Here is a 25,117-nt window from a genome sequence, read left to right on the forward strand (position 1 = left end):
TACATATTGACAAAAAAACATACTTGTATTAAAATTGATAATCGGTATATGACTTTTGATATATAATAAGAATTTATGGGCGGAAGTAGTTCAGTGGTAGAACACCAGCTTCCCAAGCTGGCCGTCGCGGGTTCGAGTCCCGTTTTCCGCTCCAAATTAAATTGCCCATGTAGCTCAGTAGGCAGAGCGTCACCTTGGTAAGGTGGAGGTCACCAGTTCAATCCTGGTCATGGGCTCCAATAATGCATGAGAATTTTCACAACACACCAGGATGGGTTTACTTAAATAAAATGTGTTATAAACAAGGAGGAAGAAGCAATGTCAAAAGAGAAATTTGAAAGAACAAAACCACACGTAAATATAGGGACGATAGGACACGTAGACCATGGTAAGACTACATTGACAGCAGCAATAACGATGGTTTTATCAAAAGAAGGAAAGGCATCTGCAACAAAATATGATGAGATAGATAAAGCACCGGAAGAAAAAGAAAGAGGAATAACCATAAATACAGCACATGTTGAATATGAGACAGACAAGAGACATTATGCACATGTGGACTGTCCAGGGCATGCAGATTATGTAAAGAACATGATAACAGGTGCAGCACAGATGGATGGAGCAATATTGGTAGTAAGTGCAGCAGATGGGCCTATGCCGCAGACAAGAGAACATATACTACTGGCAAGCAGAGTAGGAGTACAATATATAGTAGTATTTTTAAATAAGGCAGATCAGGTAGATGATCCGGAATTATTGGAATTAGTAGAGATGGAAGTAAGGGAATTGTTAAGTGAATATGGTTTCCCGGGAGACGAAGTTCCAATAATAGTGGGAAGTGCATTAAAGGCACTGGAAAATCCAGATGATCCGGAAGCTACAAAATGCATACATGAATTAATGGATGCAGTAGACAATTATATACCTACACCAGACAGACCAACAGACAAACCATTTTTAATGCCGATAGAAGATGTATTTACGATTACAGGAAGAGGAACAGTAGCAACAGGAAGAGTAGAAAGTGGAGTATTAAAAATAGGAGACGAACTAGAGATAGTAGGATTAAAGGAAGAGAGCAAGAAGACAGTATGTACAGGGGTGGAAATGTTCAGAAAGCTTCTTGATCAGGCAATGGCAGGAGATAATATAGGAGCACTTTTAAGAGGCATACAGAGAGACGAAGTAGAGAGAGGCCAGGTACTTGCAAAACCGGGGACAGTACATCCTCACAAGAAATTTGTAGGTCAGGTTTATGTGCTTAAGAAAGAAGAAGGCGGAAGGCATACACCGTTTTTTAATGGATACAGGCCACAATTTTATTTTAGAACAACAGACGTAACAGGCTCCATTGCACTGCCAGAAGGTGTAGAGATGGTAATGCCGGGAGATCATATAGATATGAATGTAGAACTTATAACACCGGTAGCAATGCATGAGGGATTGAGATTTGCAATAAGAGAAGGCGGAAGAACAGTTGGTTCCGGTGTTGTAACTAAAATAGTTCAGTAATGGTTAAGGACTGGGTTCGTGAACCTAGTCCTTTTAGAAGTGAATAATTCCATCCATGTTTTTTAGTGTTATTGACATAAAAACTAAGTTGTGATAAATTAAATAAGTAATGCATAATTTTAAAAATGTAAAAATTAAATTGATTATATACTTGAACTATACGTAGGAGGTGTGAAAGCAATGAGAGTAAAAGTAACACTGGCATGTACGGATTGTAAACAGAGAAATTATAACACAACTAAAAATAAAAAGAATGATCCGGATAGGTTAGAAATGAAAAAGTATTGCCCATTTTGTCATAAACATACAGTTCACAAGGAAACCAAATAAAGTAGAGGGGCATATATTAAAATATTTGAGGATGTGAATAAAATGGCTGCACGTGATGACGCAAAAAAGGTTAGAAAGCAGGTCACACCTGAAGGCGGGTTCTTTAACTTTTTTAAAGGATTGGTAGCTGAATTTAAACGAATAACATGGCCCTCTAAAGAAGACTTAAAAAAAGTGACAATATCAGTTATTGCGTTTTGTGGTGTTTATGTGATAATTGTTGGGGTAATAGATTTTGGATTTAATTCTTTAGTTAAAACTATTCTGAAATAAGAATAAAAAAGGAGGCAGGGACTTTAAGTATATTGTCCCTAGGATTATGGCAGATAAAGCTAAGTGGTATGTAGTTCATACATATTCTGGTTATGAAAATAAAGTCAAGGCTAATCTTGAGAAAACTATAGAAAATAGAGAACTATATGATTGGATAGATGATGTTCAGGTACCTATGGAAGAACAGGTTGAGATTAAAGACGGCAAAAAGAAAATAACATTAAAAAAGGTATTTCCAGGATATGTTTTGATACATATGATAATGACTGATGATTCCTGGTATATAGTTAGAAATACCAGGGGGGTCACAGGTTTTGTTGGACCTGGTTCCAAACCTGTTCCACTTACTGATGAAGAAGTAAAAGATATGGGAATTAATGAAAAGCCTGTAAATGTAGATGTATCGGTGGGTGAAAATATAAAAGTAAAATCTGGACCACTTGAGAACTTTTTAGCTGTTATCCAAGAAATAAATACTGAAAAGAAGAAAATTAAGGCTTTAGTCAACATGTTTGGCAGGGAAACTCCTGTTGAACTTGATTTTAATCAAATAGAAAAGATAGATTAATCTAGAGCAATAAAAGTTTTAATAAGCGGAAGAACATAATTCCGTATAACTACATTATAGGAGGTGTATATTTATGGCTAAAAAAGTAGTAGGAATGATAAAACTTCAGCTTGCTGCAGGAAAAGCTACACCAGCTCCACCGGTTGGACCGGCACTTGGACAGCATGGTGTGAATATTATGGGTTTTTGTAAAGAATTTAATGCTAAGACTGCAAGTCAGGCAGGCTTAATAATTCCAGTAGTAATTACTGTATATCAGGACAGATCTTTTAGTTTTATACTAAAGACTCCTCCAGCAGCAGTATTACTTAAGAAGGCAGTGGGAATAGAAAGCGGTTCTGGAGTGCCTAACAAGACTAAAGTTGCAAAGGTAACTAAAGAGCAGCTTAAACAAATTGCTGAAACAAAAATGCCGGATTTAAATGCTGGCTCTATTGAAACTGCTATGAAAATGATAGCAGGTACTGCAAGAAGTATGGGAATAACTGTAGAAGAATAATGACTTAAATATGTGGGAGGTGTAATGCCGTTATTACCACCTAGGAGGATTTGAAATGGGAAAAAAATATGTGGAAAGCGTTAAGCTTATTGATAGAAATACATTATATACACCATCAGAAGCTATAGATCTTACTTTAAAAACATCTAAGGCAAAATTTGATGAAACCATAGAATTAGCATTGAAGCTTGGGGTAGATCCGAGGCATGCAGATCAACAGGTGAGAGGAGCAGTAGTTCTTCCTCATGGAACTGGTAAAAAAGTAAGGGTATTGGTATTTGCTAAAGGTGCTAAGGTCAATGAAGCACAAGAGGCAGGAGCTGATTATGTAGGATCAGATGAATATGTTAAGAAGATTCAAAATGAAAACTGGTTTGATTTCGATGTGGTTGTAGCCACACCTGATATGATGGGAATTGTAGGTAGATTAGGTAGAATACTTGGGCCTAAAGGATTAATGCCAAATCCAAAATCCGGTACGGTTACATTTGATGTTGCAAAAGCAATAGAAGAAATTAAAGCAGGTAAAGTTGAATATAGGGTTGACAAAACTTCTATAATTCATGTCCCAATAGGAAAGAAATCCTTTGAAGCAGAAAAATTGCTGAGGAATTTTCATGCATTAATGGAAGCTGTAGTAAAGGCAAAACCTGCAGCAGCTAAAGGTCAATATTTAAGATCTGTAGTAATATCAAGTACTATGGGACCTGGGATAAAAATAAATTCAACAAAGGTTCTTGAATAATATTGACTTAAATAATTAATTCGTATATAATACTAACAGTTTAATAAGTAAATACTCCATAGACTATAGGTGCAGAAGCGTAACGGGAAACCAACCTATTCAGGATTCCAATATAAAATTGTTTGGTCTCTCTGGGTCTAAGGAGAGGCTTTTATTTATATATGTTGTAAGTTAAACTGTGAGGAGGTGGATACACAGTGGGAAAAAATAGAGAAATTAAAGAAGCTAAGGTTAGAGAAATCAAAGAAAAAATGGAGAAAGCTCAAAGTATAATATTTGCTAAGTATCAAGGATTAACTGTGGAAGAAGATACAAAACTTAGAAAGAATCTAAGAGAAGCAGGTGTAGAATATAAGGTTTACAAAAACACATTAGCTACACTGGCTGCAAAACAATTGGGATTTGATAAGACAGAAAGCGTTTTTTCAGGACCAATATCAATAGCATTTGGATATGATGATCCAGCTGCACCAGCAAGAGTTCTCAATGATTTTTCAAAGACTCATAATATGTTGGAATTAAAGGGTGGAATTGTTCAGGGAGAAATGTTTGACTTGGATAAAGTTAAATATCTTGCTACAATACCGCCGAAGGATGTTCTTATTGCAAAATTACTTGGAAGTTTCAAAGCTCCATTATCAAATTTTGTATATTTATTAGATGCAATTACAGAAAAACAAAAATCACAAGAAGATTAATTTAGAGAAATTTTGGAGGTGTTCATTAATGAGTAAAGAAGAAATCATTGAAGCTATAAAAGGAATGAGTGTTTTAGAATTAAATGAATTAGTAAAAGCATGTGAAGAAGAATTTGGAGTAAGCGCAGCAGCTCCAGTAGCAGTAGCAGGTGCAGGTGCTGCAGGAGCAGCAGATTCAGCAGAAGAGAAAACTGAATTTGATGTAATACTTAAAGCAGCAGGTCAAGAAAAGATTAAAGTTATAAAAGCAGTTAGAGAAGTAACAGGATTGGGATTAAAGGATGCCAAAGGTTTGGTTGATGGTGCGCCTAAGCCATTAAAAGAAGCAGTAAGCAAAGATGATGCTGAAGCTTTAAAAACTAAGTTTGAAGAAATCGGTGCTGAAATAGAATTAAAGTAAACATTGAAAAATATTTACATAAAGAGGTACTTTTTAAGTTAAAGTACCTCTTTATAATTCTTATAAAAATTTAAAGGCATTTAACATTCCGGCAATTAGTAATTACCGGTTTTTTATACATATAAATAAATTTAATTTTTTATGAAATAAAGGCTGTTAGGTTATTTCAAAAACTTTTTATACTTATTTTAGAAATTTATTATTGACAAATTATCTATATTATGATAACATGATAAATTGCATTGATTAGTTACGGGATTAATGTAAAATGTATTATATTTAGAAAAATTTGAATTAATTATAAAAAAAAGGTTATAATAATTTGATGGCAATAAATAAATCCATAAACATACATATATAGATAAAATGAATGTTTTTGGTTATTTTTAGTTTATACAAGGGGTGAAAAATCAATGGTACATCCTGTCCAGGTTGGTAAAAGAACGAGAATGAGCTTTTCCAGACTTAAAGAAATAGGGCATATGCCTAATTTAATTGAGGTACAGTTAGATTCTTACAATTGGTTTTTGAAAGAAGGCTTACAAGAGGTATTTGATGATATTAATCCTATTCAAGATTATACTGCAAATCTTAATTTGGAGTTTGTAGGATATAAATTAGATATGGACAATATCAAATATTCTGTAGAAGAATGCAAAGAGAGAGATGCAACTTATGCGGCACCTTTAAAGGTGAAAGTAAGATTACTTAACAAGGAAACCGGTGAAGTTAAAGAGCAGGAAGTTTTTATGGGAGACTTTCCTCTTATGACAGAACAAGGAACTTTTATAATTAATGGAGCAGAGAGAGTTATAGTTAGTCAGCTTGTGAGATCTCCAGGTGTATACTATGATATGTCTGTTGATAAAACAGGTAAAAATCTTTTTTCTTCCACGGTAATACCTAACAGGGGGGCCTGGTTAGAATATGAAACTGATTCTAACAACATAATATACGTTAGAATAGACAAAACCAGAAAGCTGCCTATAACCATTCTTGTCAGAGCTATGGGTTACAGCACTGATGCAGAGATTAATAATTTCTTTGGAGAGGATGAAAGATTAAAGGCTACAATTGAAAAGGATAATACTAAAACACATGAAGAAGCCTTGCTTGAGATATACAAAAGGCTGAGACCGGGGGAACCACCTACAGTGGATAGCGCTCAATCACTTATTGATTCTTTATTTTTTGATCCTAAAAGGTATGATCTTTCTAGAGTGGGAAGATATAAATTTAATAAAAAACTATCACTGCACCTAAGAATAACTAACCAAATAGCAGCGCAGGATGTAGTTAATCCACAGACAGGTGAAATACTTGTACAAAAGGGTGAAAGAATAAACAGAGAAAAAGCTGTAGAAATTCAACAATGTGGAATAAATATAGTAGACATTCAGGTTGAGGATTCAGTGCTTAGAATTATAAGTAATCATTTTGTAGATATACGTAATTTCGTTGATTTCAATATAGATGATTTAAATATAAAAGAAAATGTACATTATCCAACATTGAAAGAAATCTTAGACAATTACAGTGATGAAGAAAGTATCAGAGAACAGATAGCAAAACATATCCATGATTTAATTCCTAAACATATAATTAAAGACGATATTTATGCTACCGTCAGCTATGAGTTGGGATTAGCCTATGGAGTTGGCAACACTGATGATATAGATCATCTGGGCAACAGAAGACTTAGATCTGTGGGGGAATTACTTCAAAATCAATTCAGAATAGGTCTTTCAAGAATGGAAAGAGTAGTTAAAGAAAGAATGACTATACAGGATCAGGAGGTTATAACACCTCAGGCATTAATAAACATAAGACCTGTAGCAGCAGCAATAAAAGAGTTTTTTGGAAGCTCTCAGCTTTCTCAATTTATGGATCAAACTAATCCACTTTCAGAACTTACACATAAAAGAAGATTATCAGCTTTGGGTCCAGGTGGACTTTCCAGAGAAAGGGCCGGTTTTGAAGTTAGGGATGTTCATCATTCACATTATGGAAGAATGTGTCCAATAGAAACACCAGAAGGTCCAAATATAGGGCTTATTAACTCCCTTGCATCTTATGCAAAAGTTAATGAGTATGGTTTTATAGAAACTCCCTATAGAAAGGTAGATAAAAAGAATAAACTAGTTACAAATAAAATTGTATATATGACAGCAGATGAAGAAGATCAGTACTTGATAGGTCGTGCTAATGAACCTATTGAGGAAGATGGCAGATTTATAGACAATAAAGTTACAGTTAGAGATAAGGAAGATGTTATCGTAGTACCGGCTGAAGATGTGGATTATATGGATGTATCTCCAAGACAATTGGTTTCAGTTGCAACTGCTATGATACCATTCCTTGAAAATGATGATGCAAGCCGTGCACTTATGGGATCAAATATGCAAAGACAGGCAGTTCCACTTTTAAAACCTCAAGCTCCCATTGTAGGAACGGGTATTGAATACAAAGCGGCTGTAGATTCAGGGGTGCTTCCTAAAGCTAGAAATGCGGGCATAGTTTCATATGTATGTGCTAATGAAGTAAGAGTTAAAAGAGATTCAGATGGAGGAACGGATATTTACAGACTTCTTAAATTTCAGAGATCTAATCAGGGTACATGTATAAATCAAAGACCTATAGTTGAAAAAGGAGAAGTTGTTCAAAAAGGAACAGTTCTGGCAGATGGACCTTCTACGGATCTTGGTGAAATAGCTCTTGGCAAAAATATCAGAATGGGATTTACTACATGGGAAGGATATAATTATGAAGATGCAATGCTCATATCTGAGGAACTTGTTAAGAAAGATGTGTTTACTTCAATTCATATTGAAGAATATGAATCTGAGGCCAGAGATACAAAACTTGGGCCTGAAGAAATTACGAGAGACATACCCAATGTAGGAGAAGATGCATTAAAAGATATAGATGAAAGAGGAATTATACGAATAGGTGCTGAAGTTAGAGATGGCGATATATTGGTAGGGAAGGTGACACCTAAGGGTGAAACTGAACTTACAGCAGAAGAAAGACTTTTAAGAGCTATATTTGGAGAAAAGGCCAGAGAAGTGAGGGATACTTCTCTTAGGGTACCTCATGGAGAATCAGGTATAATTGTAGATGTTAAGGTATTTACAAGGGAAAATGGAGATGAACTTTCACCAGGGGTTAATAAGCTTGTTAGATGCTATATAGCCCAAAAGCGTAAAATATCTGTTGGAGATAAGATGGCAGGAAGACATGGTAACAAAGGTGTTATATCAAGGGTATTGCCTGAGGAAGATATGCCTTTCTTACCAGACGGCAGGCCACTACAAATATGTTTGAACCCACTTGGAGTACCTTCCCGTATGAATATAGGTCAGGTGCTTGAAGTCCATTTGGGTCTGGCTGCCAGTGAATTAGGATGGCATATAGCGACTCCGGTGTTTGATGGAGCAACAGAAGAGGATATAATAGGCTGTCTTAAAAAAGCAGGATATAAAGAAGATGGAAAAACTGTATTGTATGACGGCAGAACAGGAGATCCATTTAATCGACCTATAACAATAGGATATATGTATATATTAAAGCTGGCACATTTGGTTGATGATAAAATACATGCTAGATCTACAGGACCATATTCCTTGGTAACTCAGCAGCCTTTAGGGGGTAAAGCTCAGTTTGGAGGGCAAAGATTTGGTGAAATGGAAGTTTGGGCTTTAGAAGCATATGGAGCAGCACATACCCTTCAAGAGATATTGACAGTTAAATCCGACGACGTAGTTGGAAGGGTTAAAACCTATGAATCTATTGTAAAGGGTGAAAATATACCAGAACCCGGCTTGCCAGAATCCTTTAAGGTACTTATAAAAGAACTGCAGGCTTTGTGTTTGGATGTGAAAGTGCTAAATGATGACAAACAGGAAATTAAACTTAGGGAATCTGTAGATGATGAAATGGAAAATCTGGATGTTAACATAGAGGGAAATGAAGATATTGCATCGCCGTCTCAAGATAATCACAATAAGAAAAGTCAGACAGACGAAAATGACAATAATAGTGAGGATAGCGATAATGGTGATAGTGATGAGGAGTTAGATTTGGATTATGAGGATCTAACCTTAGATGACTTGGAAATAGATGATTTTAATGATGAACATTAGGAAGGGAGGATGTACCCTTGTTTGAATTAAATAACTTTGATGCACTGCAAATAGGTTTGGCTTCACCGGAAAAGATAAGAGAATGGTCAAGAGGTGAAGTAAAAAAACCTGAAACAATAAATTATAGGACATTAAAACCTGAAAGAGATGGTTTGTTTTGTGAAAGAATTTTTGGACCGACTAAAGACTGGGAATGTCACTGTGGTAAATATAAGAGAATCAGATACAAAGGCATAGTTTGCGATAGGTGTGGTGTTGAAGTAACTAAGGCAAAGGTTAGACGTGAAAGAATGGGGCATATAGAACTTGCAGCTCCAGTATCACACATATGGTATTTTAAGGGGATACCATCCCGTATGGGACTCATTTTAGACATGTCACCAAGAGCTCTGGAAAAGGTATTGTATTTTGCATCATATGTAGTTTTAGAACCTAAGGAAACTCAACTTTTAAAAAAGCAGCTGCTAACTGAAAAAGAGTACAGAGAAGCTGTAGATAAGTATGGTGAGCAAAACTTCACAGCAGGTATGGGAGCAGAATCAGTTAAAAAGCTCTTAGAGGAAATAAATCTTGATGAAATGTCTGCTGGGTTAAAAGAGGACTTAAAAACTAGTACAGGACAAAAAAGGGTAAGGATAATAAGAAGACTTGAAGTTGTTGAATCTTTTAGAAAGTCAGGCAATAAGCCTGATTGGATGATAATAGATGTAATACCTGTAATACCACCGGATTTAAGGCCTATGGTTCAATTAGACGGAGGAAGATTTGCCACATCAGATTTGAATGATCTTTATAGAAGAGTTATAAACAGAAACAACAGGCTTAAAAAGTTGTTGGATTTAGGGGCTCCAGATATAATAGTTAGAAATGAAAAAAGGATGCTTCAGGAAGCTGTAGATGCACTTATAGACAATGGAAGAAGAGGAAGACCTGTAACAGGACCAGGTAATAGACCTTTAAAATCATTGTCTGACATGTTAAAGGGTAAACAAGGTAGGTTTAGACAAAACTTGCTTGGAAAACGTGTGGATTATTCAGGGCGTTCTGTTATAGTAGTTGGACCTGAACTTAAAATGTATCAATGCGGATTACCTAAAGAAATGGCTCTTGAACTATTTAAGCCCTTTGTAATGAAAAAATTAGTGGGAAGCGGTTTGGCACATAATATTAAAAGTGCGAAGAGAATGGTGGAAAGAGTACAGACCCAGGTGTGGGATGTATTAGAAGAAGTAATATCTGATCATCCAGTACTTTTAAATCGTGCACCAACACTTCACAGATTGGGAATTCAGGCATTTCAGCCTGTACTTATAGAGGGCAGGGCCATAAAACTCCATCCACTTGCTTGTACAGCATACAATGCAGATTTTGATGGAGATCAGATGGCAGTGCATGTCCCACTTTCAGTTGAAGCTCAAGCTGAAGCTAGATTTTTAATGCTTGCTGCCCACAATATATTGAAACCTTCAGATGGAAAACCAGTGGTTGTTCCTACACAGGATATGGTACTTGGATCTTATTATCTCACAGTAGAGAAAGATGGTGCCAAAGGAGAAGGCAGAATATTTTCTTCACCGGATGAAGTAATAATGGCATATCAGTTAAAACAAATTGATATTAATGCTAAGATAAAGGTAAGGATGAGGAAAGTTAAAGACGGAAAGGATATTAGTGGAATAATTGATACTACACCAGGAAAAGTAATATTTAATGAATCTATACCACAGGATTTGGGATTTGTAGATAGAAGTATACCTGGAAACGAATTTAAATTGGAAGTTGATTTTCTTGTTGCTAAGAAAAATTTAGGTAAGATAATAAATAAATGCTATATGAAGCATGGAGCTACCCAGACATCTATAATGCTGGATAAAATAAAGGCAAGAGGATATCATTATTCAACTATAAGCGGTATCACAGTTTCCACTTCAGATATGGTAGTGCCGGAAGCTAAAAAAAGGCTTCTGAATGAATCAGATGAGGCTGTAGATAAAATAGAAAAAATGTATAGAAGAGGATTTATATCTGAAGAAGAAAGATATCAAAGGGTTATAGAGAGATGGACTAAGACTACAGAAGATGTGGCAGATGCACTGATGGATAATCTGGATAAGTTTAATCCAATATTTATGATGGCAGATTCAGGAGCAAGGGGATCTAAAAGTCAGATTAAGCAGCTTGCAGGTATGAGAGGACTTATGGCAAATCCTTCAGGAAAAATAATAGAACTTCCAATAAGAGCCTCCTTTAGAGAGGGATTGGATGTACTTGAATATTTTATATCAACTCATGGAGCAAGGAAAGGAAATGCAGATACTGCTTTGAAAACTGCGGATTCTGGATATCTAACAAGACGACTTGTAGATGTAAGCCAGGATGTTATAGTAAGGGAAGAGGACTGTGGAACTCATGAGGGATATGATATATCGGAAATAAAAGAAGGAAATGAAGTTATAGAGAGCTTATCAGAAAGACTTACAGGAAGATATTCTGCAGAGGATATTAAAGATCCCAAAACGGGAGAAATATTACTGCCAAGAGATACTTACATGGATTCTGCAATAGCACATAAGATAGAGGATTCAGGGATAAAAAAAGTGAAAATCAGATCTGTATTTACCTGCAGATCACGCCATGGAGTATGTTCAAAATGTTATGGCATGAATATGGCTACCGCCAAGAAAATTGATATAGGAGAGTCAGTAGGTATAATAGCAGCACAGAGTATAGGGGAACCCGGTACACAGTTAACAATGAGAACTTTCCATACTGGCGGAGTTGCAGGATCTGATATAACTCAAGGTCTTCCAAGAGTTGAAGAATTATTTGAAGCAAGAAAACCAAAAGGGCTGGCTATAGTAAGTGAAGTTTCAGGAACTGTAAAGATGGAGGAAACTAAGAAAAAGAGAAGTGTTTCCGTAATTACAGAAACAGGGGAAGAAGTAGTTTATGATATACCATTTGGATCAAGGCTTAAAGTATCAAATGGAGATACAATAAGTGCTGGAGATGAAATAACGGAAGGATCAGTAAATCCCCATGATATATTGAGAATAAAAGGAGTTCAGGGTGTTAAGAATTATCTTTTATCTGAAGTACAAAAAGTTTATAGACTCCAGGGTGTTGATATAAACGACAAACATCTTGAAGTGGTAATAAGACAGATGACAAGAAAGATCAAAATAGAGGACTCAGGAGATACAGAATTACTTCCGGGAACTATGATTGATGTATTTGATTTTGAAGATGAAAATTTAAGAGTTGAAAAAAATGGTGGGAAACCTGCTCAAGGCAGAGTGGCACTTTTGGGTATAACCAAAGCAGCTTTAGCAACGGAATCTTTTCTTTCAGCAGCTTCATTTCAGGAAACTACAAGAGTTCTTACAGATGCAGCTATAAAAGGGAAAACAGATCCTCTTTTAGGATTAAAGGAAAATGTACTTATAGGTAAACTTATACCGGCAGGAACTGGAATGACCAGGTATAGATCCATAAAAATCAATACGGAAAATGAAACTGAAGAAAAGATGTTAAAAAATGAATAGAAAAGTAAGAAGATTAATTTATTGACATAGTAATATTAAAATGATAAAATACATCTGTATGTTTTTAAAGAGGCAGGGGCTTGCATACCTTGCCCTTGAAATATTGTAGGAGGGAATGGAAATAATGATTTACAGACTTACAGGAAATAAAGTTGTTGGTGTAAAGCAGACAGTCAAAGCTATAAAAAACAACAAAGCAAAAACTGTATATATAGCTAAAGACGCTGATGATAAGTTAATACAGTCAGTAAAAGTGTTAATTGATGATAATTCCCAGAAATTAATTTATATAGACACCATGAAAGAATTAGGAAAATTATGTGGTATAGATGTAGGTGCTGCTACAGCAGCTGTATTAAAAGATTAACTTATCCATTTAAAAAGCTTTCAAGAATAAATTAATATAAATTTCAACTTATTATTTAGAAGGAGGTGTAAACATGCCAACAATAAGCCAATTAGTAAGAAAAGGCAGAAAGACAATAAGCACAAAATCAACAGCCCCAGCATTAAAGGAATGTCCTCAAAAAAGAGGGGTTTGTACAGTAGTAAAAACTACTACTCCTAAGAAGCCAAATTCTGCACTTAGAAAAGTTGCAAGAGTTAGGTTGGTAAATGGCTATGAGGTAAGTGCATATATACCAGGTATAGGACATAACTTACAAGAACATAGCGTTGTCCTTATAAGGGGAGGAAGAGTTAAAGATCTTCCAGGTGTTAGGTATCATATAGTAAGAGGAGCACTGGATTCGGCAGGAGTTACTGACAGATTGCAGTCAAGATCAAAATATGGTTCTAAAAAACCAAAACAAAAATAATTTTATTAAGTTAAGTTGATGAAGTTAGTGCGATGTCTTCAGCGTTTATATATATTTTGTGAAATTCTGCAGGAGTACAAAGCACTTTGCGGCTATTTATAGTCGAGTACCGATGAACTTAAATTTTAATTGTTAAGGAGGGAAGAAAAGTGGCAAGAAAAGGGCATATAGGAAAAAGGGATGTATTACCAGATCCAGTGTATAACAGTAAGGTTATTACAAAACTGATAAATAATATAATGGAAGATGGTAAAAAAGGAGTAGCTCAAAAGATATGTTATGGAGCATTTGACATAATTGGTAAAAAGACAAATAAAGAACCAATGGAGATCTTTGAGGCAGCCATGAATAACATAATGCCTCTTTTAGAGGTAAAGGCAAGAAGAATTGGTGGTGCAACATATCAAGTCCCGATAGAAGTTAGACCAGAGAGAAGACAGACTTTAGGGATAAGGTGGCTTCTTATAGCATCAAGAAAACGAGGAGAAAAATATATGAGAGAAAGACTTGCTTCTGAACTAATGGATGCAGCAAACAATACAGGTGCAGCTGTTAAGAAGAGGGAAGATACTCATAAAATGGCTGAGGCTAATAAAGCTTTTGCACATTATAGATATTAATATTAAAAACTGTTTTGGTATTCTTACTAAAGCAGTTTTATCGAATTTTAAATTTACACTTGCGAGGAGGAAAATTAAGTGGGAAGAGAATATCCGCTGGAGAAGTTCCGTAACATAGGAATAATGGCACATATAGATGCTGGGAAAACTACTACTACGGAACGTATACTTTTCTATACAGGAAGGACTCATAAAATAGGAGAAGTACATGATGGTGAGGCAACTATGGACTGGATGACACAGGAGCAAGAGAGAGGAATAACTATAACCTCGGCAGCTACCTTCTGTAAATGGAAAGGGTATGCAATAAATATAATAGATACACCAGGGCACGTGGATTTTACTGTGGAAGTAGAAAGATCACTTAGAGTTCTTGATGGTGCAGTTACTGTCTTGGACGCTAAAAGCGGAGTTGAACCACAAACAGAAACTGTTTGGAGACAGGCAGATAATTATGGAGTACCAAGACTGGTTTATGTAAATAAGATGGATTCAGTCGGAGCAGATTTTTATATGTGCATAAATACTTTAAGAGAAAGGCTCCATTGTAATGCAGTACCTATTCAGATTCCAATAGGTGCGGAAGATAAGTTTAAAGGTATAGTAGATCTTATAAAAAATGAGGCTATAATATATGAAGATGATTTGGGTACGGTAATGGATGAAGTTGCAATACCTGATGATTTAAAAGATAAGGCAGCAGAATATAGAACTCAGCTAATTGAATCAGTAGCTGAGCTTGATGAAGATTTGATGATGAAGTATTTAGACGGAGAAGAACTTACTAATGAGGAACTGGTAGCTGGAATTAGAAAAGGTGTTATTGCAAATGAACTAGTACCGGTTTTATGTGGTTCATCTTATAAAAATAAAGGTGTACAGCCAATGATAGATGCAGTAGTTGATTTTATGCCATCACCACTTGATATACCACCTATAAAAGGAACTGATACTGAGACTGGTGAAGAAATTGAAAGAAAAGCTGATGATAATGAACCATTATCTGCACTGGCATTTAAGATTGCTACAGATCCATTCGTAGGAAGACTGGCATTTACAAGAGTTTATTCAGGAGTTATGAAAAGCGGTACTTATGTATACAATTCAACAAAAGGTAAAAAAGAGAGGATTGCAAGACTTGTAAAGATGCACTCCAATCACAGACAAGAAGTTGACGAACTCCGTGCAGGGGATTTGGGAGCTATAGTGGGTTTAAAAGATACCACTACAGGTAATACCCTTTGTGAAGAGGAACATCCTATTGTACTGGAAAGTATGGAATTCCCAGATCCGGTTATAGATGTTGCAATAGAGCCTAAGACAAAGGCCGGTCAAGAAAAGATGGGTATAGCACTTGCAAAACTTGCAGAAGAAGATCCAACATTTAAGACTTATACAGATCAGGAAACAGGACAGACAATTATAGCTGGAATGGGAGAACTCCATTTGGAGATAATTGTGGATAGACTGCAGAGAGAATTTAAGGTGGATTGTAATGTAGGTAAACCACAAGTAGCTTATAAAGAAACTATTAGAAAAACAGTTAAAGCAGAAGGTAAATTTATTAGACAGTCCGGTGGACATGGTCAATATGGTCACTGCTGGATAGAAATGTCACCTTCACAAGAGGGTTATATCTTCGAAAATGCTATTGTGGGAGGAACCATTCCAAAAGAATATATTTCTCCAATTGACAATGGAATACAGGAAGCTGCAGAAAGTGGTGTAATTGCAGGATATCCTGTTATAAACTTTAAGGTTAAATTATATGATGGATCCTATCATGATGTGGATTCTTCAGAAATGGCATTTAAGATTGCTGCATCCATGGCATTTAAAAATGCTATGAATAAGGCGGACCCAGTTTTGCTTGAGCCAATGATGAGAGTTGAAGTTACAGTACCAGAGGAATATATGGGAGATGTAATGGGAGATATAAATTCCAGAAGAGGAAGAATTGATGGAATGACCCCTAGGTCAGGAGCTGAAATTATAAAATCTTTTGTTCCACTTTCTGAGATGTTTGGATATGCAACGGTGCTTAGATCTAGAACGCAGGGCAGAGGAGTTTATACTATGACATTTGATCATTATGAAGAAGTACCAAAAAGTATTCAAGAGAAAATTACAGGAGAAAGAAATAGCTAATTTTAATTAATATATTAGTTTGTTTGAGGAGGAAGAAGCAATGTCAAAAGAGAAATTTGAAAGAACAAAACCGCACGTAAATATAGGGACGATAGGACACGTAGACCATGGTAAGACTACATTGACAGCAGCAATAACGATGGTTTTATCAAAAGAAGGAAAGGCATCTGCAACAAAATATGATGAGATAGATAAAGCACCGGAAGAAAAAGAAAGAGGAATAACCATAAATACAGCACATGTTGAATATGAGACAGACAAGAGACATTATGCACATGTGGACTGTCCAGGGCATGCAGATTATGTAAAGAACATGATAACAGGTGCAGCACAGATGGATGGAGCAATATTGGTAGTAAGTGCAGCAGATGGGCCTATGCCGCAGACAAGAGAACATATACTACTGGCAAGCAGAGTAGGAGTACAATATATAGTAGTATTTTTAAATAAGGCAGATCAGGTAGATGATCCGGAATTATTGGAATTAGTAGAGATGGAAGTAAGGGAATTGTTAAGTGAATATGGTTTCCCGGGAGACGAAGTTCCAATAATAGTGGGAAGTGCATTAAAGGCACTGGAAAATCCGGATGATCCGGAAGCTACAAAATGCATACATGAATTAATGGATGCAGTAGACAATTATATACCTACACCAGACAGACCAACAGACAAACCATTTTTAATGCCGATAGAAGATGTATTTACGATTACAGGAAGAGGAACAGTAGCAACAGGAAGAGTAGAAAGTGGAGTATTAAAAATAGGAGACGAACTAGAGATAGTAGGATTAAAGGAAGAGAGCAAGAAGACAGTATGTACAGGGGTGGAAATGTTCAGAAAGCTTCTTGATCAGGCAATGGCAGGAGATAATATAGGAGCACTTTTAAGAGGCATACAGAGAGACGAAGTAGAGAGAGGCCAGGTACTTGCAAAACCGGGGACAGTACATCCTCACAAGAAATTTGTAGGTCAGGTTTATGTGCTTAAGAAAGAAGAAGGCGGAAGGCATACACCGTTTTTTAATGGATACAGGCCACAATTTTATTTTAGAACAACAGACGTAACAGGCTCCATTGCACTGCCAGAAGGTGTAGAGATGGTAATGCCGGGAGATCATATAGATATGAATGTAGAACTTATAACACCGGTAGCAATGCATGAGGGATTGAGATTTGCAATAAGAGAAGGCGGAAGAACAGTTGGTTCCGGTGTTGTAACTAAAATAGTTCAGTAATCAGCATAAAATGTTATAAATTCCGTATGAAGAAGGAAAGAGTATACTCTTCCCTTCTTCATAAATTTAATATAAATTTTATACTTGTCAGAAATAAAAATTTAGTGTATAATTAAGAGGTTGTGATGTTATAACAGCGATGAGGCAGGAGGTTGCCGGGCTTCCGGGTAATTCTTGACTGAGTATATCGTGGTCTTGAACCAGGTGACGGTGCTTTTGTAAAGGAGTGTTTTGTGCAATTATATGAAACGCCAGGAACAGTTTACAGAATGTATCCGCTGTTGTACGTAAGAAGCATAGCGTGCATGAAAAGGAGGGAATAATAATGGCAAAACAAAAAATAAGAATAAGATTGAAGGCTTTTGATCATACCATATTGGATCAATCATCTGAGAGGATAGTAGAAACTGCTAAATCCACAGGAGCAAAGGTAGCTGGGCCAGTACCACTGCCTACCGAAAAAGATGTAGTTACAATTTTAAGAGCTCCGCATAAATACAAGGATTCAAGAGAGCAATTTGAGATAAGAACCCATAAAAGACTTATAGATATAATAAGCCCATCGCCTAAGACTGTTGATGCATTGATGAGGCTAGATTTACCAGCAGGTGTTGATATTGAAATAAAGCTATAATTAAGATTTATTACTGACTATTATGACCGTTTATGCGATCCGCTAATATGTTTAGGAGGTGCATGTAAATGAAAAAAGCTATATTGGGTAGAAAATTAGGTATGACCCAAATATTTGATGAAAAAGGAAAAGTAATTCCAGTTACAGTTATTGAAGCAGGTCCTTGTGTAGTTATACAAAAGAAAGCAGTAGAAAAAGATGGATATGATGCTATACAGGTTGGATTTGGCGATATAAGAGAGAAACTTGTTAATAGGCCATTAAAAGGGCATTTCACCAAATCAGGTGTTTCTTTAAAAAGATTCATAAAAGAATTTAAATTTGAAAATGCAAGTGAATATGAAGCAGGACAAGAAATAAAGGCGGATATATTTGCTGAAGGTGATAAAGTTGATGTGTCAGGAGTTTCAAAAGGTAAGGGATTCCAGGGAACTATAAGAAGATGGAATGCTCAAAGAGGACCAATGTCTCATGGTTCAAAATTTCATAGAGCTGTTGGTTCCATGGGAGCTTCATCAGATCCATCCAGAACTTTTAAGAATATGAAAATGCCAGGACATATGGGTAATAAAAACACTACAGTATTGAATTTGCAAATTGCAAAGGTGATTCCTGAAAAAAATATTATTTTAATAAAAGGCGGAGTACCAGGACCTAACAAGAGTTTTGTAACAATACGAAACACTGTTAAGGCTTAATTTTAGTAGAAAGGAGGATGCAGAATGCCTAAAGTAGGATTATTTAATAAAGAAGGTATAAAAGTTGGAGATTTTGAGTTGTCAGATAATGTATTTGGAGCTAAAATAAATCAATATGCTGTTCATCAAGTAGTGGTAGCATTGCTTGCAAACAAGAGACAGGGAACACAATCAGCAAAGACTAGAGCTGAGGTTTCCGGAGGTGGAATTAAACCTTGGAGACAGAAGGGAACCGGCAGGGCAAGGCAGGGTTCTATAAGAGCACCACAGTGGATTCACGGTGGTATAGTTTTTGCAGTAAAACCAAGGAGTTATAGAATTTCAGTTCCTAAATCAGCTCGAAGGGTAGCTATGAAATCTGCTCTATCCAGCAAGGTTGAAGAAAATGAAATAATAATTCTGGATAATTTAGAGGTGGATGCTCCAAAAACAAAGGAAATAGTAAAATTGCTGAATGTTTTTGATGCAAAGAAAACATTAATTGTTACAGCTGAATCAAATCAGAATGTATACAGGTCAGCGAGAAACATACCAGGGGTATCAGTTATTCCTGCTAATAATTTGAATGTTTATGATTTACTGAAGTTTGAAAAACTTATAATAACCAAGGATGCTGTATCAAAGATTGAGGAGGTGTATGCATAATGAAATATACTAATTATGATATTATAAAAAGGCCTGTTATAACAGAAAAAAGTATGGGTTATATGAATAATAAAAAATACACCTTTATAGTTGATATACGTGCTAATAAATCAATGATAAAAAAGGCCGTAGAAGATGTATTTGGAGTAACTGTGCAAGTTGTAAATACAGCAAGATATGTGGGAAAACAAAAAAGAGTTGGAGTTCATATAGGAAAAAGACCTGATTATAAAAAAGCTATAGTTAAACTTACGGAAGACAGCAAAACTATAGAATTTTTTGAAGGAATGCAGCAATAAATAAAGCAGTTATTGGAGAAATCCAGATAAGCGAAAAAAGGAGGGAATACCGTTATGGCAATTAAAAAATTTAAACCTACTACACCTTCAAGAAGACATATGACAGTAAATGCATTTGAAGAAATAACTACAGATGTACCAGAAAAATCACTTCTCATAGCTTTAAAAAGAAGCGGTGGTAGAAATGCTCACGGTAAAATATCAGTTCGTCATATAGGTGGCGGAGCAAAACAAAAATATAGATTAATAGATTTTAAAAGAAATAAGGATGGAATACCAGCGAAGGTATCCACTATAGAATATGATCCTAATAGATCGGCTTTTATAGCTCTTGTAGTTTATGTAGATGGTGAAAAAAGATACATAATAGCTCCAGTGGGTTTAAAGGTTGGAGATGTAATAGTATCAGGACCGGATGCAGATATAAAGACAGGAAATTGCCTTCCACTTTCAAATATACCTGTTGGTACAATAATTCACAATGTAGAATTACAAATGGGAAAGGGAGCACAGCTTGTAAGATCAGCAGGAGCTTCTGCTCAACTTATGGCTAAAGAAGGTCAATATGCTACATTGAGACTTCCAAGCGGCGAGATGAGACATATAAGGATAGAATGTAGAGCTACTATTGGAACAGTTTCCAATCTGACTCATGAAATAGTTAATATAGGTAAGGCAGGAAGAAAGAGACACATGGGAATAAGACCAACGGTTAGAGGTTCCGTAATGAACCCTAATGATCATCCACATGGTGGTGGTGAAGGAAAAGCACCAGTAGGACACCCAGGACCACTTACTCCATGGGGGAAACCTGCTCTTGGATTCAAAACCAGAAAACATAATAAGTATTCAGATAAACTTATATTAAAAAGAAGAAATAGTAAATAGTCTGGAGAGAATGCATATTCTCTTCACTGGGTTAATTAGAAAAGTTAAAAGTATTATTGATTGAAATATAAAATAGTTTTATTCAGATAGATTTTATGAAGGGAGGCTAAAAAGTGAGTAGATCAGTTAAAAAAGGACCTTTTGTCCAGGAATCACTTTTAAAGAAAATAAATGAATTGAATAAAAATGGTGAGAAGAAAGTTATAAAGACATGGTCGAGAAGTTCAACCATATTTCCTCAAATGATAGGTCATACTATAGCAGTACATGATGGCAGAAAACATGTTCCTGTATATATATCGGAAGATATGGTAGGACATAAATTAGGGGAATTTGCATTAACCAGAACATACCGAGGACACTCCGCTGATAAAGCTGATAAGACTGAAAAGACAACTCGTGTTGCTCAATAGGTTAGGAAAGGAGGTAGTGTATAAATGGAAGCTAAGGCTATAGCTAAATATGTAAGAATGTCATCGATGAAAGTAGGAATCGTACTTGATTTGGTTAGAGGGAAAAAAGTAAATGAGGCTTTTGCCATATTAAAATATACTCCAAAAGACGGGGCTGTAGTGGTTAATAAACTTTTAAAATCAGCAGTTGCAAATGCAGAAAATAATTTGGACTTAGATAAAGATAATTTATATATTTCAGAGGCATATGCTTGTGAAGGACCAACATTAAAGAGATTTCAACCACATGCTCAGGGAAGAGCATTTAGAATAAATAAAAGAAGTAGTCACATAACTTTAATAGTTAAGGAAAGAGAGTAAAAAGGAGGGAAATAGATGGGACAGAAAGTACATCCACATGGCTTAAGAGTTGGTGTAATTAAAGACTGGGATGCTAAATGGTATGCAGATAAGAAAGATTTTGCAGATAATCTAGTTGAAGATAATAAAATTAGAACATTTGTAAAGAAAAAAACTGCTATAGCTGGAGTTTCGAAAATTCAGATTGAAAGAGCAGCTAAAAGAGTTAAATTAAATATATTTACAGCTAAGCCTGGTATGATAATAGGAAAAGGCGGTCAGGGAATTGACGCTTTAAAATCCCAGCTTCAAAAAATAGTTATAGGAAAAACTATATTAATAAATATAGTTGAAGTAAAGGTAGCAGAAGCGGATGCCCAGCTTATGGCAGAAAATATAGCCCTACAGCTTGTAAAGAGGATATCTTTTAGGAGAGCTATGAAACAAACTCTGCAAAGGGCGATGAAGTCTGGTGTCAAAGGAGTTAAAACTACATGCGCAGGAAGACTTGGAGGAGCTGAAATAGCAAGATCCGAATCTTATCATGAGGGGACAATTCCACTTCAGACATTAAGAGCCGATATAGACTATGGATTTGCAGAAGCAGATACAACATATGGAAAAATTGGTGTAAAGGTATGGGTATACAAAGGAGAAATACTCCCAGCTAAAAAACCTGTTGAAGATAAGGAAAAAGCTAAAGCATAGGGAAGGAGGAATAGGATATGTTAATGCCTAAAAGGGTTAAGCATCGTAAAGTACAGCGTGGCAGAATGAAAGGCAAAGCAACAAGAGGTAATTTCATAGCATATGGAGATTACGCTATACAGGCTACAGAGTGTGCATGGATAACCGCTAGCCAGATAGAAGCAGCCAGAATAGCTATAAATAGATATATAAAAAGGGGAGGAAAACTTTGGATAAAGATTTTCCCGGATAAGCCAGTTACGGAAAAACCTGCTGAAACACGTATGGGATCTGGTAAAGGAGCACCAGAATATTGGGTAGCAGTTGTTAAACCAGGTAGAATATTGTTTGAACTATCAGGTGTGTCTGAATCAATAGCAAGAGAAGCAATGAGACTTGCATCACACAAATTGCCTATAAAAACTAAATTCGTCACAAGAAAAGATTTTGAAGAAGTGGGTGGTGAAAGCAATGAAGGCTAGAGAATTGCAGGAATTGAGACAAAGCAGCCCTCAAGATTTACAAGCGAAAGTACAGGATCTTAAATCTGAATTATTTAATTTAAGATTTCAATTGGCTACAGGTCAGTTGGAAAATCCAATGAGAATAAAGGAAGTTAAAAAATCTATAGCCCAAATTAAAACCATTCTTAGAGAAGAAGAACTAAGGTCGTTTGAACAATAGGCTGAAAGGAGGTTTATTCTGTGGAAAGAGGATATAGAAAGACAAGAATCGGAAGAGTTGTTTCCGATAAGATGGATAAAACTATAGTGGTTGCAGTTGAAACGAAAGTTCGTCATCCACTGTATGGAAAGACGGTTAATAGAACCAGCAAATTTAAAGCTCATGATGAAAAAAATGAGGCAAAAAATGATGATAGAGTATTAATAATGGAAACAAGACCTTTATCTAAGGATAAGAGATGGAGACTTGTAGAAATAGTAGAAAAGGCTAAATAGTATAATAGCTGAAAGGAGGGTATTTTCGATGATTCAGCAACAAACATTGTTGAAAGTTGCAGATAATTCTGGTGCTAAAGAAATTATGTGTATAAGAGTTTTAGGTGGATCCAGTAGAAAATGGGGAAATATCGGTGATACGATAGTTGCTAGTGTTAAAAGTGCAACACCAGGCGGTGTTGTTAAAAAGGGAGAAGTTGTAAAAGCCGTTATTGTTAGAACCGTAAGAGGTCTTAGAAGAACAGACGGTTCATATATAAAATTTGATGAAAATGCTGCTGTTATAATAAAAGATGATAAGCAGCCAAGAGGAACTCGTATCTTCGGACCAGTTGCGAGAGAGCTAAGAGATAAGGATTTTAGTAGAATATTATCATTAGCGCCTGAAGTTCTATAGATAAGGAGGTGGCTATAATGGCAAAGATACATGTTAGGAAAAAGGATACAGTGATGGTGATATCAGGTAAGGACAAGGGGAAAACAGGTGAAGTTTTAGCGGTAATGCCTAAAGCAGGAAAAATTATTGTTAAAGATGTTAATATGATTTCAAAACACCAAAAACCCAATAAGCAGAATATGGAGGGCGGCATAATTCATAAGGAAGCTCCCATATATAGTTCGAAAGTAATGTTATATTGTGATAAGTGTAAAAATATAACCAGAATAAGTCATAAGATATTGGAAGATGGAACAAAGGTAAGAGTATGTAAAAAGTGCGGAGAAACATTCTAATCTTTGAAAGGAGGGCAAAAACATGAGTTCGAGATTACAGGAAAAGTATAGAAAAGAAGTAGTTCCTGCTTTAATGGAGAAGTTTAAATATACTAATATAATGCAAGCACCAAAGCTTGAAAAAATAGTTATAAATATGGGTGTAGGAGAAGCTAAAGACAATCCAAAGGTTTTGGAATCGGCAGTAAGTGATCTTACCATAATTACAGGACAAAAGCCAGTATTAACTAGGGCCAAGAAATCTATAGCAAATTTTAAGATAAGAGAGAATATGCCTATAGGATGTAAAGTCACTTTGAGAAAACAATATATGTACGAATTTGCAGATAAATTAATGAATGTTGCATTGCCAAGAGTTAGAGATTTTTCAGGAGTTCCGGATAAATCTTTTGATGGTAGAGGAAATTATTCAATGGGAATTAAAGAACAGTTAATATTCCCTGAGATAGAATATGATAAAATAGATAAGGTAAGAGGCATGGATATAATTTTTGTTACTACAGCTAATACCGATGAAGAAGCAAGAGAATTGCTTAAATTTCTTGGAATGCCATTTGCTCAAAAATAAGGAGGGAAAAACGTGGCACGTAAAGCTTTAATAGAAAAGTGGAAGAAAGAACCTAAGTATGCAACTAGAGCTTATACAAGATGCAGAATATGTGGTAGGCCTCATGCTGTACTTAAAAAATATGGTATATGTCGTATATGTTTTAGGCAGCTAGCATATAAAGGCGAAATACCTGGATGTAGAAAAGCAAGCTGGTAAAAAATGTTAGTTATTGATGAAAGGAGGCACAACAAATGGTAATGACTGATCCTATAGCAGATTTACTTACACGTATAAGAAATGCAAATATTGTTAGGCATGAGATGGTAGAAGTACCTTCTTCAACTATTAAAAAGGCAATATTGAATATAATGCTTCAAGAAGGATATATAAAGAATATAGAGGAATATGCAGATGGTTCCGTTAATATGATAAGATTTTCAATGAAATATGGTAAAGATAAAGAGAGAGTTATAACTGGACTTAAAAGGATATCCAAACCAGGATTGAGAGTTTATTGCAGAAAAGAAGAAATACCTAAGGTATTAAACGGTCTTGGAATCGCAGTAGTATCCACTTCCCAAGGTATTGTTACTGATAAGGAAGCAAGAAAATTAGGTGTGGGCGGAGAAGTACTTTGCTACATATGGTAGTAACTTTAAATGAAGGATAAAACTTATGCGGAATATAAAAGAGTAGCATTAATAGTTGTTACTAACCGATGAGTGATACAGGAGGTGTAAT

At 35.6% G+C, this 25,117-nt stretch carries 31 protein-coding genes and 2 tRNA genes; all 33 read left to right on the forward strand.

What is annotated here, in order from left to right; genetic code table 11:
- The first annotated feature begins 79 nt into the window (after positions 1 to 79).
- Positions 80 to 154 (forward strand) — tRNA-Gly (locus ACYUJ6_RS00590).
- A 9-nt stretch (positions 155 to 163) separates the two neighbouring features.
- A tRNA-Thr gene (locus tag ACYUJ6_RS00595) sits at positions 164 to 239 on the forward strand.
- 79 nt (positions 240 to 318) lie between these two features.
- Positions 319 to 1,512, forward strand: a complete 1,194-nt coding sequence (gene tuf / locus ACYUJ6_RS00600) for an elongation factor Tu (protein ID WP_369705927.1) — start codon at positions 319 to 321, stop codon at positions 1,510 to 1,512.
- 180 nt (positions 1,513 to 1,692) lie between these two features.
- Positions 1,693 to 1,842 (forward strand): 50S ribosomal protein L33, encoded by a 150-nt coding sequence (gene rpmG / locus ACYUJ6_RS00605; protein WP_461843981.1) that lies wholly within the window; start codon positions 1,693 to 1,695, stop codon positions 1,840 to 1,842.
- A 42-nt stretch (positions 1,843 to 1,884) separates the two neighbouring features.
- Positions 1,885 to 2,115, forward strand: coding sequence for a preprotein translocase subunit SecE (secE, locus tag ACYUJ6_RS00610; RefSeq protein WP_369705839.1), 231 nt, complete (start codon positions 1,885 to 1,887; stop codon positions 2,113 to 2,115).
- Between the two features lie 46 nt (positions 2,116 to 2,161).
- Positions 2,162 to 2,683, forward strand: coding sequence for a transcription termination/antitermination protein NusG (nusG, locus tag ACYUJ6_RS00615; protein ID WP_369705838.1), 522 nt, complete (start codon positions 2,162 to 2,164; stop codon positions 2,681 to 2,683).
- 73 nt (positions 2,684 to 2,756) lie between these two features.
- Positions 2,757 to 3,182, forward strand: a complete 426-nt coding sequence (gene rplK / locus ACYUJ6_RS00620) for a 50S ribosomal protein L11 (RefSeq protein WP_461843982.1) — start codon at positions 2,757 to 2,759, stop codon at positions 3,180 to 3,182.
- Positions 3,183 to 3,237: 55 nt separating this feature from the next.
- Positions 3,238 to 3,927: a 50S ribosomal protein L1 gene (rplA, locus tag ACYUJ6_RS00625; RefSeq protein ID WP_461843983.1), complete on the forward strand. Its 690-nt coding sequence runs from the start codon at positions 3,238 to 3,240 to the stop codon at positions 3,925 to 3,927.
- A 197-nt stretch (positions 3,928 to 4,124) separates the two neighbouring features.
- Positions 4,125 to 4,625 carry a 50S ribosomal protein L10 gene (gene rplJ, locus ACYUJ6_RS00630; RefSeq protein ID WP_461843984.1) on the forward strand — a complete coding sequence of 167 codons (501 nt, stop codon included), beginning with the start codon at positions 4,125 to 4,127 and terminating at the stop codon, positions 4,623 to 4,625.
- A gap of 28 nt (positions 4,626 to 4,653) precedes the next feature.
- Positions 4,654 to 5,025, forward strand: a complete 372-nt coding sequence (gene rplL / locus ACYUJ6_RS00635; protein WP_461843985.1) for a 50S ribosomal protein L7/L12 — start codon at positions 4,654 to 4,656, stop codon at positions 5,023 to 5,025.
- A gap of 413 nt (positions 5,026 to 5,438) precedes the next feature.
- Positions 5,439 to 9,167: a DNA-directed RNA polymerase subunit beta gene (gene rpoB / locus ACYUJ6_RS00640; protein ID WP_461843986.1), complete on the forward strand. Its 3,729-nt coding sequence runs from the start codon at positions 5,439 to 5,441 to the stop codon at positions 9,165 to 9,167.
- A gap of 17 nt (positions 9,168 to 9,184) precedes the next feature.
- A complete protein-coding gene (gene rpoC, locus ACYUJ6_RS00645; RefSeq protein WP_461843987.1) occupies positions 9,185 to 12,712 on the forward strand; it encodes a DNA-directed RNA polymerase subunit beta' in 3,528 nt (1,175 codons plus the stop codon).
- A gap of 124 nt (positions 12,713 to 12,836) precedes the next feature.
- A complete protein-coding gene (locus ACYUJ6_RS00650; RefSeq protein WP_461845402.1) occupies positions 12,837 to 13,079 on the forward strand; it encodes a ribosomal L7Ae/L30e/S12e/Gadd45 family protein in 243 nt (80 codons plus the stop codon).
- A gap of 73 nt (positions 13,080 to 13,152) precedes the next feature.
- A complete protein-coding gene (rpsL, locus tag ACYUJ6_RS00655; RefSeq protein ID WP_461843988.1) occupies positions 13,153 to 13,530 on the forward strand; it encodes a 30S ribosomal protein S12 in 378 nt (125 codons plus the stop codon).
- A gap of 149 nt (positions 13,531 to 13,679) precedes the next feature.
- Positions 13,680 to 14,150 (forward strand): 30S ribosomal protein S7, encoded by a 471-nt coding sequence (gene rpsG / locus ACYUJ6_RS00660; RefSeq protein WP_461843989.1) that lies wholly within the window; start codon positions 13,680 to 13,682, stop codon positions 14,148 to 14,150.
- Positions 14,151 to 14,228: 78 nt separating this feature from the next.
- A complete protein-coding gene (gene fusA, locus ACYUJ6_RS00665; RefSeq protein WP_461843990.1) occupies positions 14,229 to 16,298 on the forward strand; it encodes an elongation factor G in 2,070 nt (689 codons plus the stop codon).
- Positions 16,299 to 16,338: 40 nt separating this feature from the next.
- A complete protein-coding gene (tuf, locus tag ACYUJ6_RS00670; protein ID WP_369705927.1) occupies positions 16,339 to 17,532 on the forward strand; it encodes an elongation factor Tu in 1,194 nt (397 codons plus the stop codon).
- Positions 17,533 to 17,857: 325 nt separating this feature from the next.
- Positions 17,858 to 18,166, forward strand: a complete 309-nt coding sequence (gene rpsJ, locus ACYUJ6_RS00675) for a 30S ribosomal protein S10 (RefSeq protein ID WP_106007705.1) — start codon at positions 17,858 to 17,860, stop codon at positions 18,164 to 18,166.
- A 68-nt stretch (positions 18,167 to 18,234) separates the two neighbouring features.
- Positions 18,235 to 18,864, forward strand: coding sequence for a 50S ribosomal protein L3 (gene rplC / locus ACYUJ6_RS00680; RefSeq protein ID WP_461843991.1), 630 nt, complete (start codon positions 18,235 to 18,237; stop codon positions 18,862 to 18,864).
- A gap of 24 nt (positions 18,865 to 18,888) precedes the next feature.
- Positions 18,889 to 19,509: a 50S ribosomal protein L4 gene (gene rplD, locus ACYUJ6_RS00685; RefSeq protein WP_461843992.1), complete on the forward strand. Its 621-nt coding sequence runs from the start codon at positions 18,889 to 18,891 to the stop codon at positions 19,507 to 19,509.
- Positions 19,509 to 19,808, forward strand: coding sequence for a 50S ribosomal protein L23 (gene rplW / locus ACYUJ6_RS00690; protein ID WP_461843993.1), 300 nt, complete (start codon positions 19,509 to 19,511; stop codon positions 19,806 to 19,808). Before rplD ends, rplW begins: the two co-directional genes overlap by 1 nt.
- A 54-nt stretch (positions 19,809 to 19,862) precedes the next feature.
- Positions 19,863 to 20,696 carry a 50S ribosomal protein L2 gene (rplB, locus tag ACYUJ6_RS00695; protein WP_461843994.1) on the forward strand — a complete coding sequence of 278 codons (834 nt, stop codon included), beginning with the start codon at positions 19,863 to 19,865 and terminating at the stop codon, positions 20,694 to 20,696.
- Between the two features lie 113 nt (positions 20,697 to 20,809).
- Positions 20,810 to 21,109: a 30S ribosomal protein S19 gene (gene rpsS, locus ACYUJ6_RS00700; RefSeq protein ID WP_369705584.1), complete on the forward strand. Its 300-nt coding sequence runs from the start codon at positions 20,810 to 20,812 to the stop codon at positions 21,107 to 21,109.
- A 24-nt stretch (positions 21,110 to 21,133) separates the two neighbouring features.
- The gene (rplV, locus tag ACYUJ6_RS00705; protein ID WP_461843995.1) at positions 21,134 to 21,469 is read left to right on the forward strand and encodes a 50S ribosomal protein L22; all 336 of its coding nucleotides are present in this window, start codon (positions 21,134 to 21,136) and stop codon (positions 21,467 to 21,469) included.
- 15 nt (positions 21,470 to 21,484) lie between these two features.
- Positions 21,485 to 22,156, forward strand: coding sequence for a 30S ribosomal protein S3 (gene rpsC, locus ACYUJ6_RS00710; protein ID WP_461843996.1), 672 nt, complete (start codon positions 21,485 to 21,487; stop codon positions 22,154 to 22,156).
- A gap of 17 nt (positions 22,157 to 22,173) precedes the next feature.
- Positions 22,174 to 22,617 (forward strand): 50S ribosomal protein L16, encoded by a 444-nt coding sequence (gene rplP / locus ACYUJ6_RS00715; RefSeq protein WP_461843997.1) that lies wholly within the window; start codon positions 22,174 to 22,176, stop codon positions 22,615 to 22,617.
- Positions 22,607 to 22,819, forward strand: coding sequence for a 50S ribosomal protein L29 (gene rpmC / locus ACYUJ6_RS00720; protein ID WP_369705580.1), 213 nt, complete (start codon positions 22,607 to 22,609; stop codon positions 22,817 to 22,819). The genes rplP and rpmC overlap by 11 nt, the downstream gene beginning before the upstream one ends.
- Before the next feature lie 20 nt (positions 22,820 to 22,839).
- On the forward strand, positions 22,840 to 23,094 hold the full coding sequence (gene rpsQ, locus ACYUJ6_RS00725; protein WP_461843998.1) for a 30S ribosomal protein S17: 255 nt from the start codon (positions 22,840 to 22,842) through the stop codon (positions 23,092 to 23,094).
- A 28-nt stretch (positions 23,095 to 23,122) separates the two neighbouring features.
- Complete coding sequence (gene rplN, locus ACYUJ6_RS00730; protein ID WP_461843999.1) at positions 23,123 to 23,491, forward strand: 50S ribosomal protein L14; 369 nt, start codon at positions 23,123 to 23,125, stop codon at positions 23,489 to 23,491.
- A gap of 17 nt (positions 23,492 to 23,508) precedes the next feature.
- The gene (gene rplX, locus ACYUJ6_RS00735; protein WP_461844000.1) at positions 23,509 to 23,826 is read left to right on the forward strand and encodes a 50S ribosomal protein L24; all 318 of its coding nucleotides are present in this window, start codon (positions 23,509 to 23,511) and stop codon (positions 23,824 to 23,826) included.
- Positions 23,827 to 23,848: 22 nt separating this feature from the next.
- Positions 23,849 to 24,394: a 50S ribosomal protein L5 gene (rplE, locus tag ACYUJ6_RS00740; protein WP_461844001.1), complete on the forward strand. Its 546-nt coding sequence runs from the start codon at positions 23,849 to 23,851 to the stop codon at positions 24,392 to 24,394.
- 12 nt (positions 24,395 to 24,406) lie between these two features.
- Positions 24,407 to 24,592, forward strand: coding sequence for a type Z 30S ribosomal protein S14 (locus ACYUJ6_RS00745; protein WP_369705575.1), 186 nt, complete (start codon positions 24,407 to 24,409; stop codon positions 24,590 to 24,592).
- A gap of 35 nt (positions 24,593 to 24,627) precedes the next feature.
- Positions 24,628 to 25,026, forward strand: coding sequence for a 30S ribosomal protein S8 (rpsH, locus tag ACYUJ6_RS00750; protein WP_369705574.1), 399 nt, complete (start codon positions 24,628 to 24,630; stop codon positions 25,024 to 25,026).
- Positions 25,027 to 25,117 lie beyond the last annotated feature (91 nt).

This window comes from Clostridium sp. JNZ X4-2, assembly GCF_054889485.1.

Coding starts and splice junctions, on each gene's coding strand:
- rplL (WP_461843985.1), top strand. CDS start 4,654: ATGAGTAAAGAAGAAATCATTGAAGCTATAAAAGGAATGAGTGTTTTA.
- rpoB (WP_461843986.1), top strand. CDS start 5,439: ATGGTACATCCTGTCCAGGTTGGTAAAAGAACGAGAATGAGCTTTTCC.
- rplB (WP_461843994.1), top strand. CDS start 19,863: ATGGCAATTAAAAAATTTAAACCTACTACACCTTCAAGAAGACATATG.
- rpmG (WP_461843981.1), top strand. CDS start 1,693: ATGAGAGTAAAAGTAACACTGGCATGTACGGATTGTAAACAGAGAAAT.
- rplA (WP_461843983.1), top strand. CDS start 3,238: ATGGGAAAAAAATATGTGGAAAGCGTTAAGCTTATTGATAGAAATACA.
- rplP (WP_461843997.1), top strand. CDS start 22,174: ATGTTAATGCCTAAAAGGGTTAAGCATCGTAAAGTACAGCGTGGCAGA.
- ACYUJ6_RS00650 (WP_461845402.1), top strand. CDS start 12,837: ATGATTTACAGACTTACAGGAAATAAAGTTGTTGGTGTAAAGCAGACA.
- rpsJ (WP_106007705.1), top strand. CDS start 17,858: ATGGCAAAACAAAAAATAAGAATAAGATTGAAGGCTTTTGATCATACC.
- rplD (WP_461843992.1), top strand. CDS start 18,889: ATGCCTAAAGTAGGATTATTTAATAAAGAAGGTATAAAAGTTGGAGAT.
- tuf (WP_369705927.1), top strand. CDS start 319: ATGTCAAAAGAGAAATTTGAAAGAACAAAACCACACGTAAATATAGGG.
- nusG (WP_369705838.1), top strand. CDS start 2,162: ATGGCAGATAAAGCTAAGTGGTATGTAGTTCATACATATTCTGGTTAT.
- rpsL (WP_461843988.1), top strand. CDS start 13,153: ATGCCAACAATAAGCCAATTAGTAAGAAAAGGCAGAAAGACAATAAGC.
- rplE (WP_461844001.1), top strand. CDS start 23,849: ATGAGTTCGAGATTACAGGAAAAGTATAGAAAAGAAGTAGTTCCTGCT.
- rpmC (WP_369705580.1), top strand. CDS start 22,607: ATGAAGGCTAGAGAATTGCAGGAATTGAGACAAAGCAGCCCTCAAGAT.
- rplX (WP_461844000.1), top strand. CDS start 23,509: ATGGCAAAGATACATGTTAGGAAAAAGGATACAGTGATGGTGATATCA.
- rplV (WP_461843995.1), top strand. CDS start 21,134: ATGGAAGCTAAGGCTATAGCTAAATATGTAAGAATGTCATCGATGAAA.
- rplK (WP_461843982.1), top strand. CDS start 2,757: ATGGCTAAAAAAGTAGTAGGAATGATAAAACTTCAGCTTGCTGCAGGA.
- tuf (WP_369705927.1), top strand. CDS start 16,339: ATGTCAAAAGAGAAATTTGAAAGAACAAAACCGCACGTAAATATAGGG.
- secE (WP_369705839.1), top strand. CDS start 1,885: ATGGCTGCACGTGATGACGCAAAAAAGGTTAGAAAGCAGGTCACACCT.
- rplN (WP_461843999.1), top strand. CDS start 23,123: ATGATTCAGCAACAAACATTGTTGAAAGTTGCAGATAATTCTGGTGCT.
- rpsC (WP_461843996.1), top strand. CDS start 21,485: ATGGGACAGAAAGTACATCCACATGGCTTAAGAGTTGGTGTAATTAAA.
- rplC (WP_461843991.1), top strand. CDS start 18,235: ATGAAAAAAGCTATATTGGGTAGAAAATTAGGTATGACCCAAATATTT.
- rplW (WP_461843993.1), top strand. CDS start 19,509: ATGAAATATACTAATTATGATATTATAAAAAGGCCTGTTATAACAGAA.
- rpsH (WP_369705574.1), top strand. CDS start 24,628: ATGGTAATGACTGATCCTATAGCAGATTTACTTACACGTATAAGAAAT.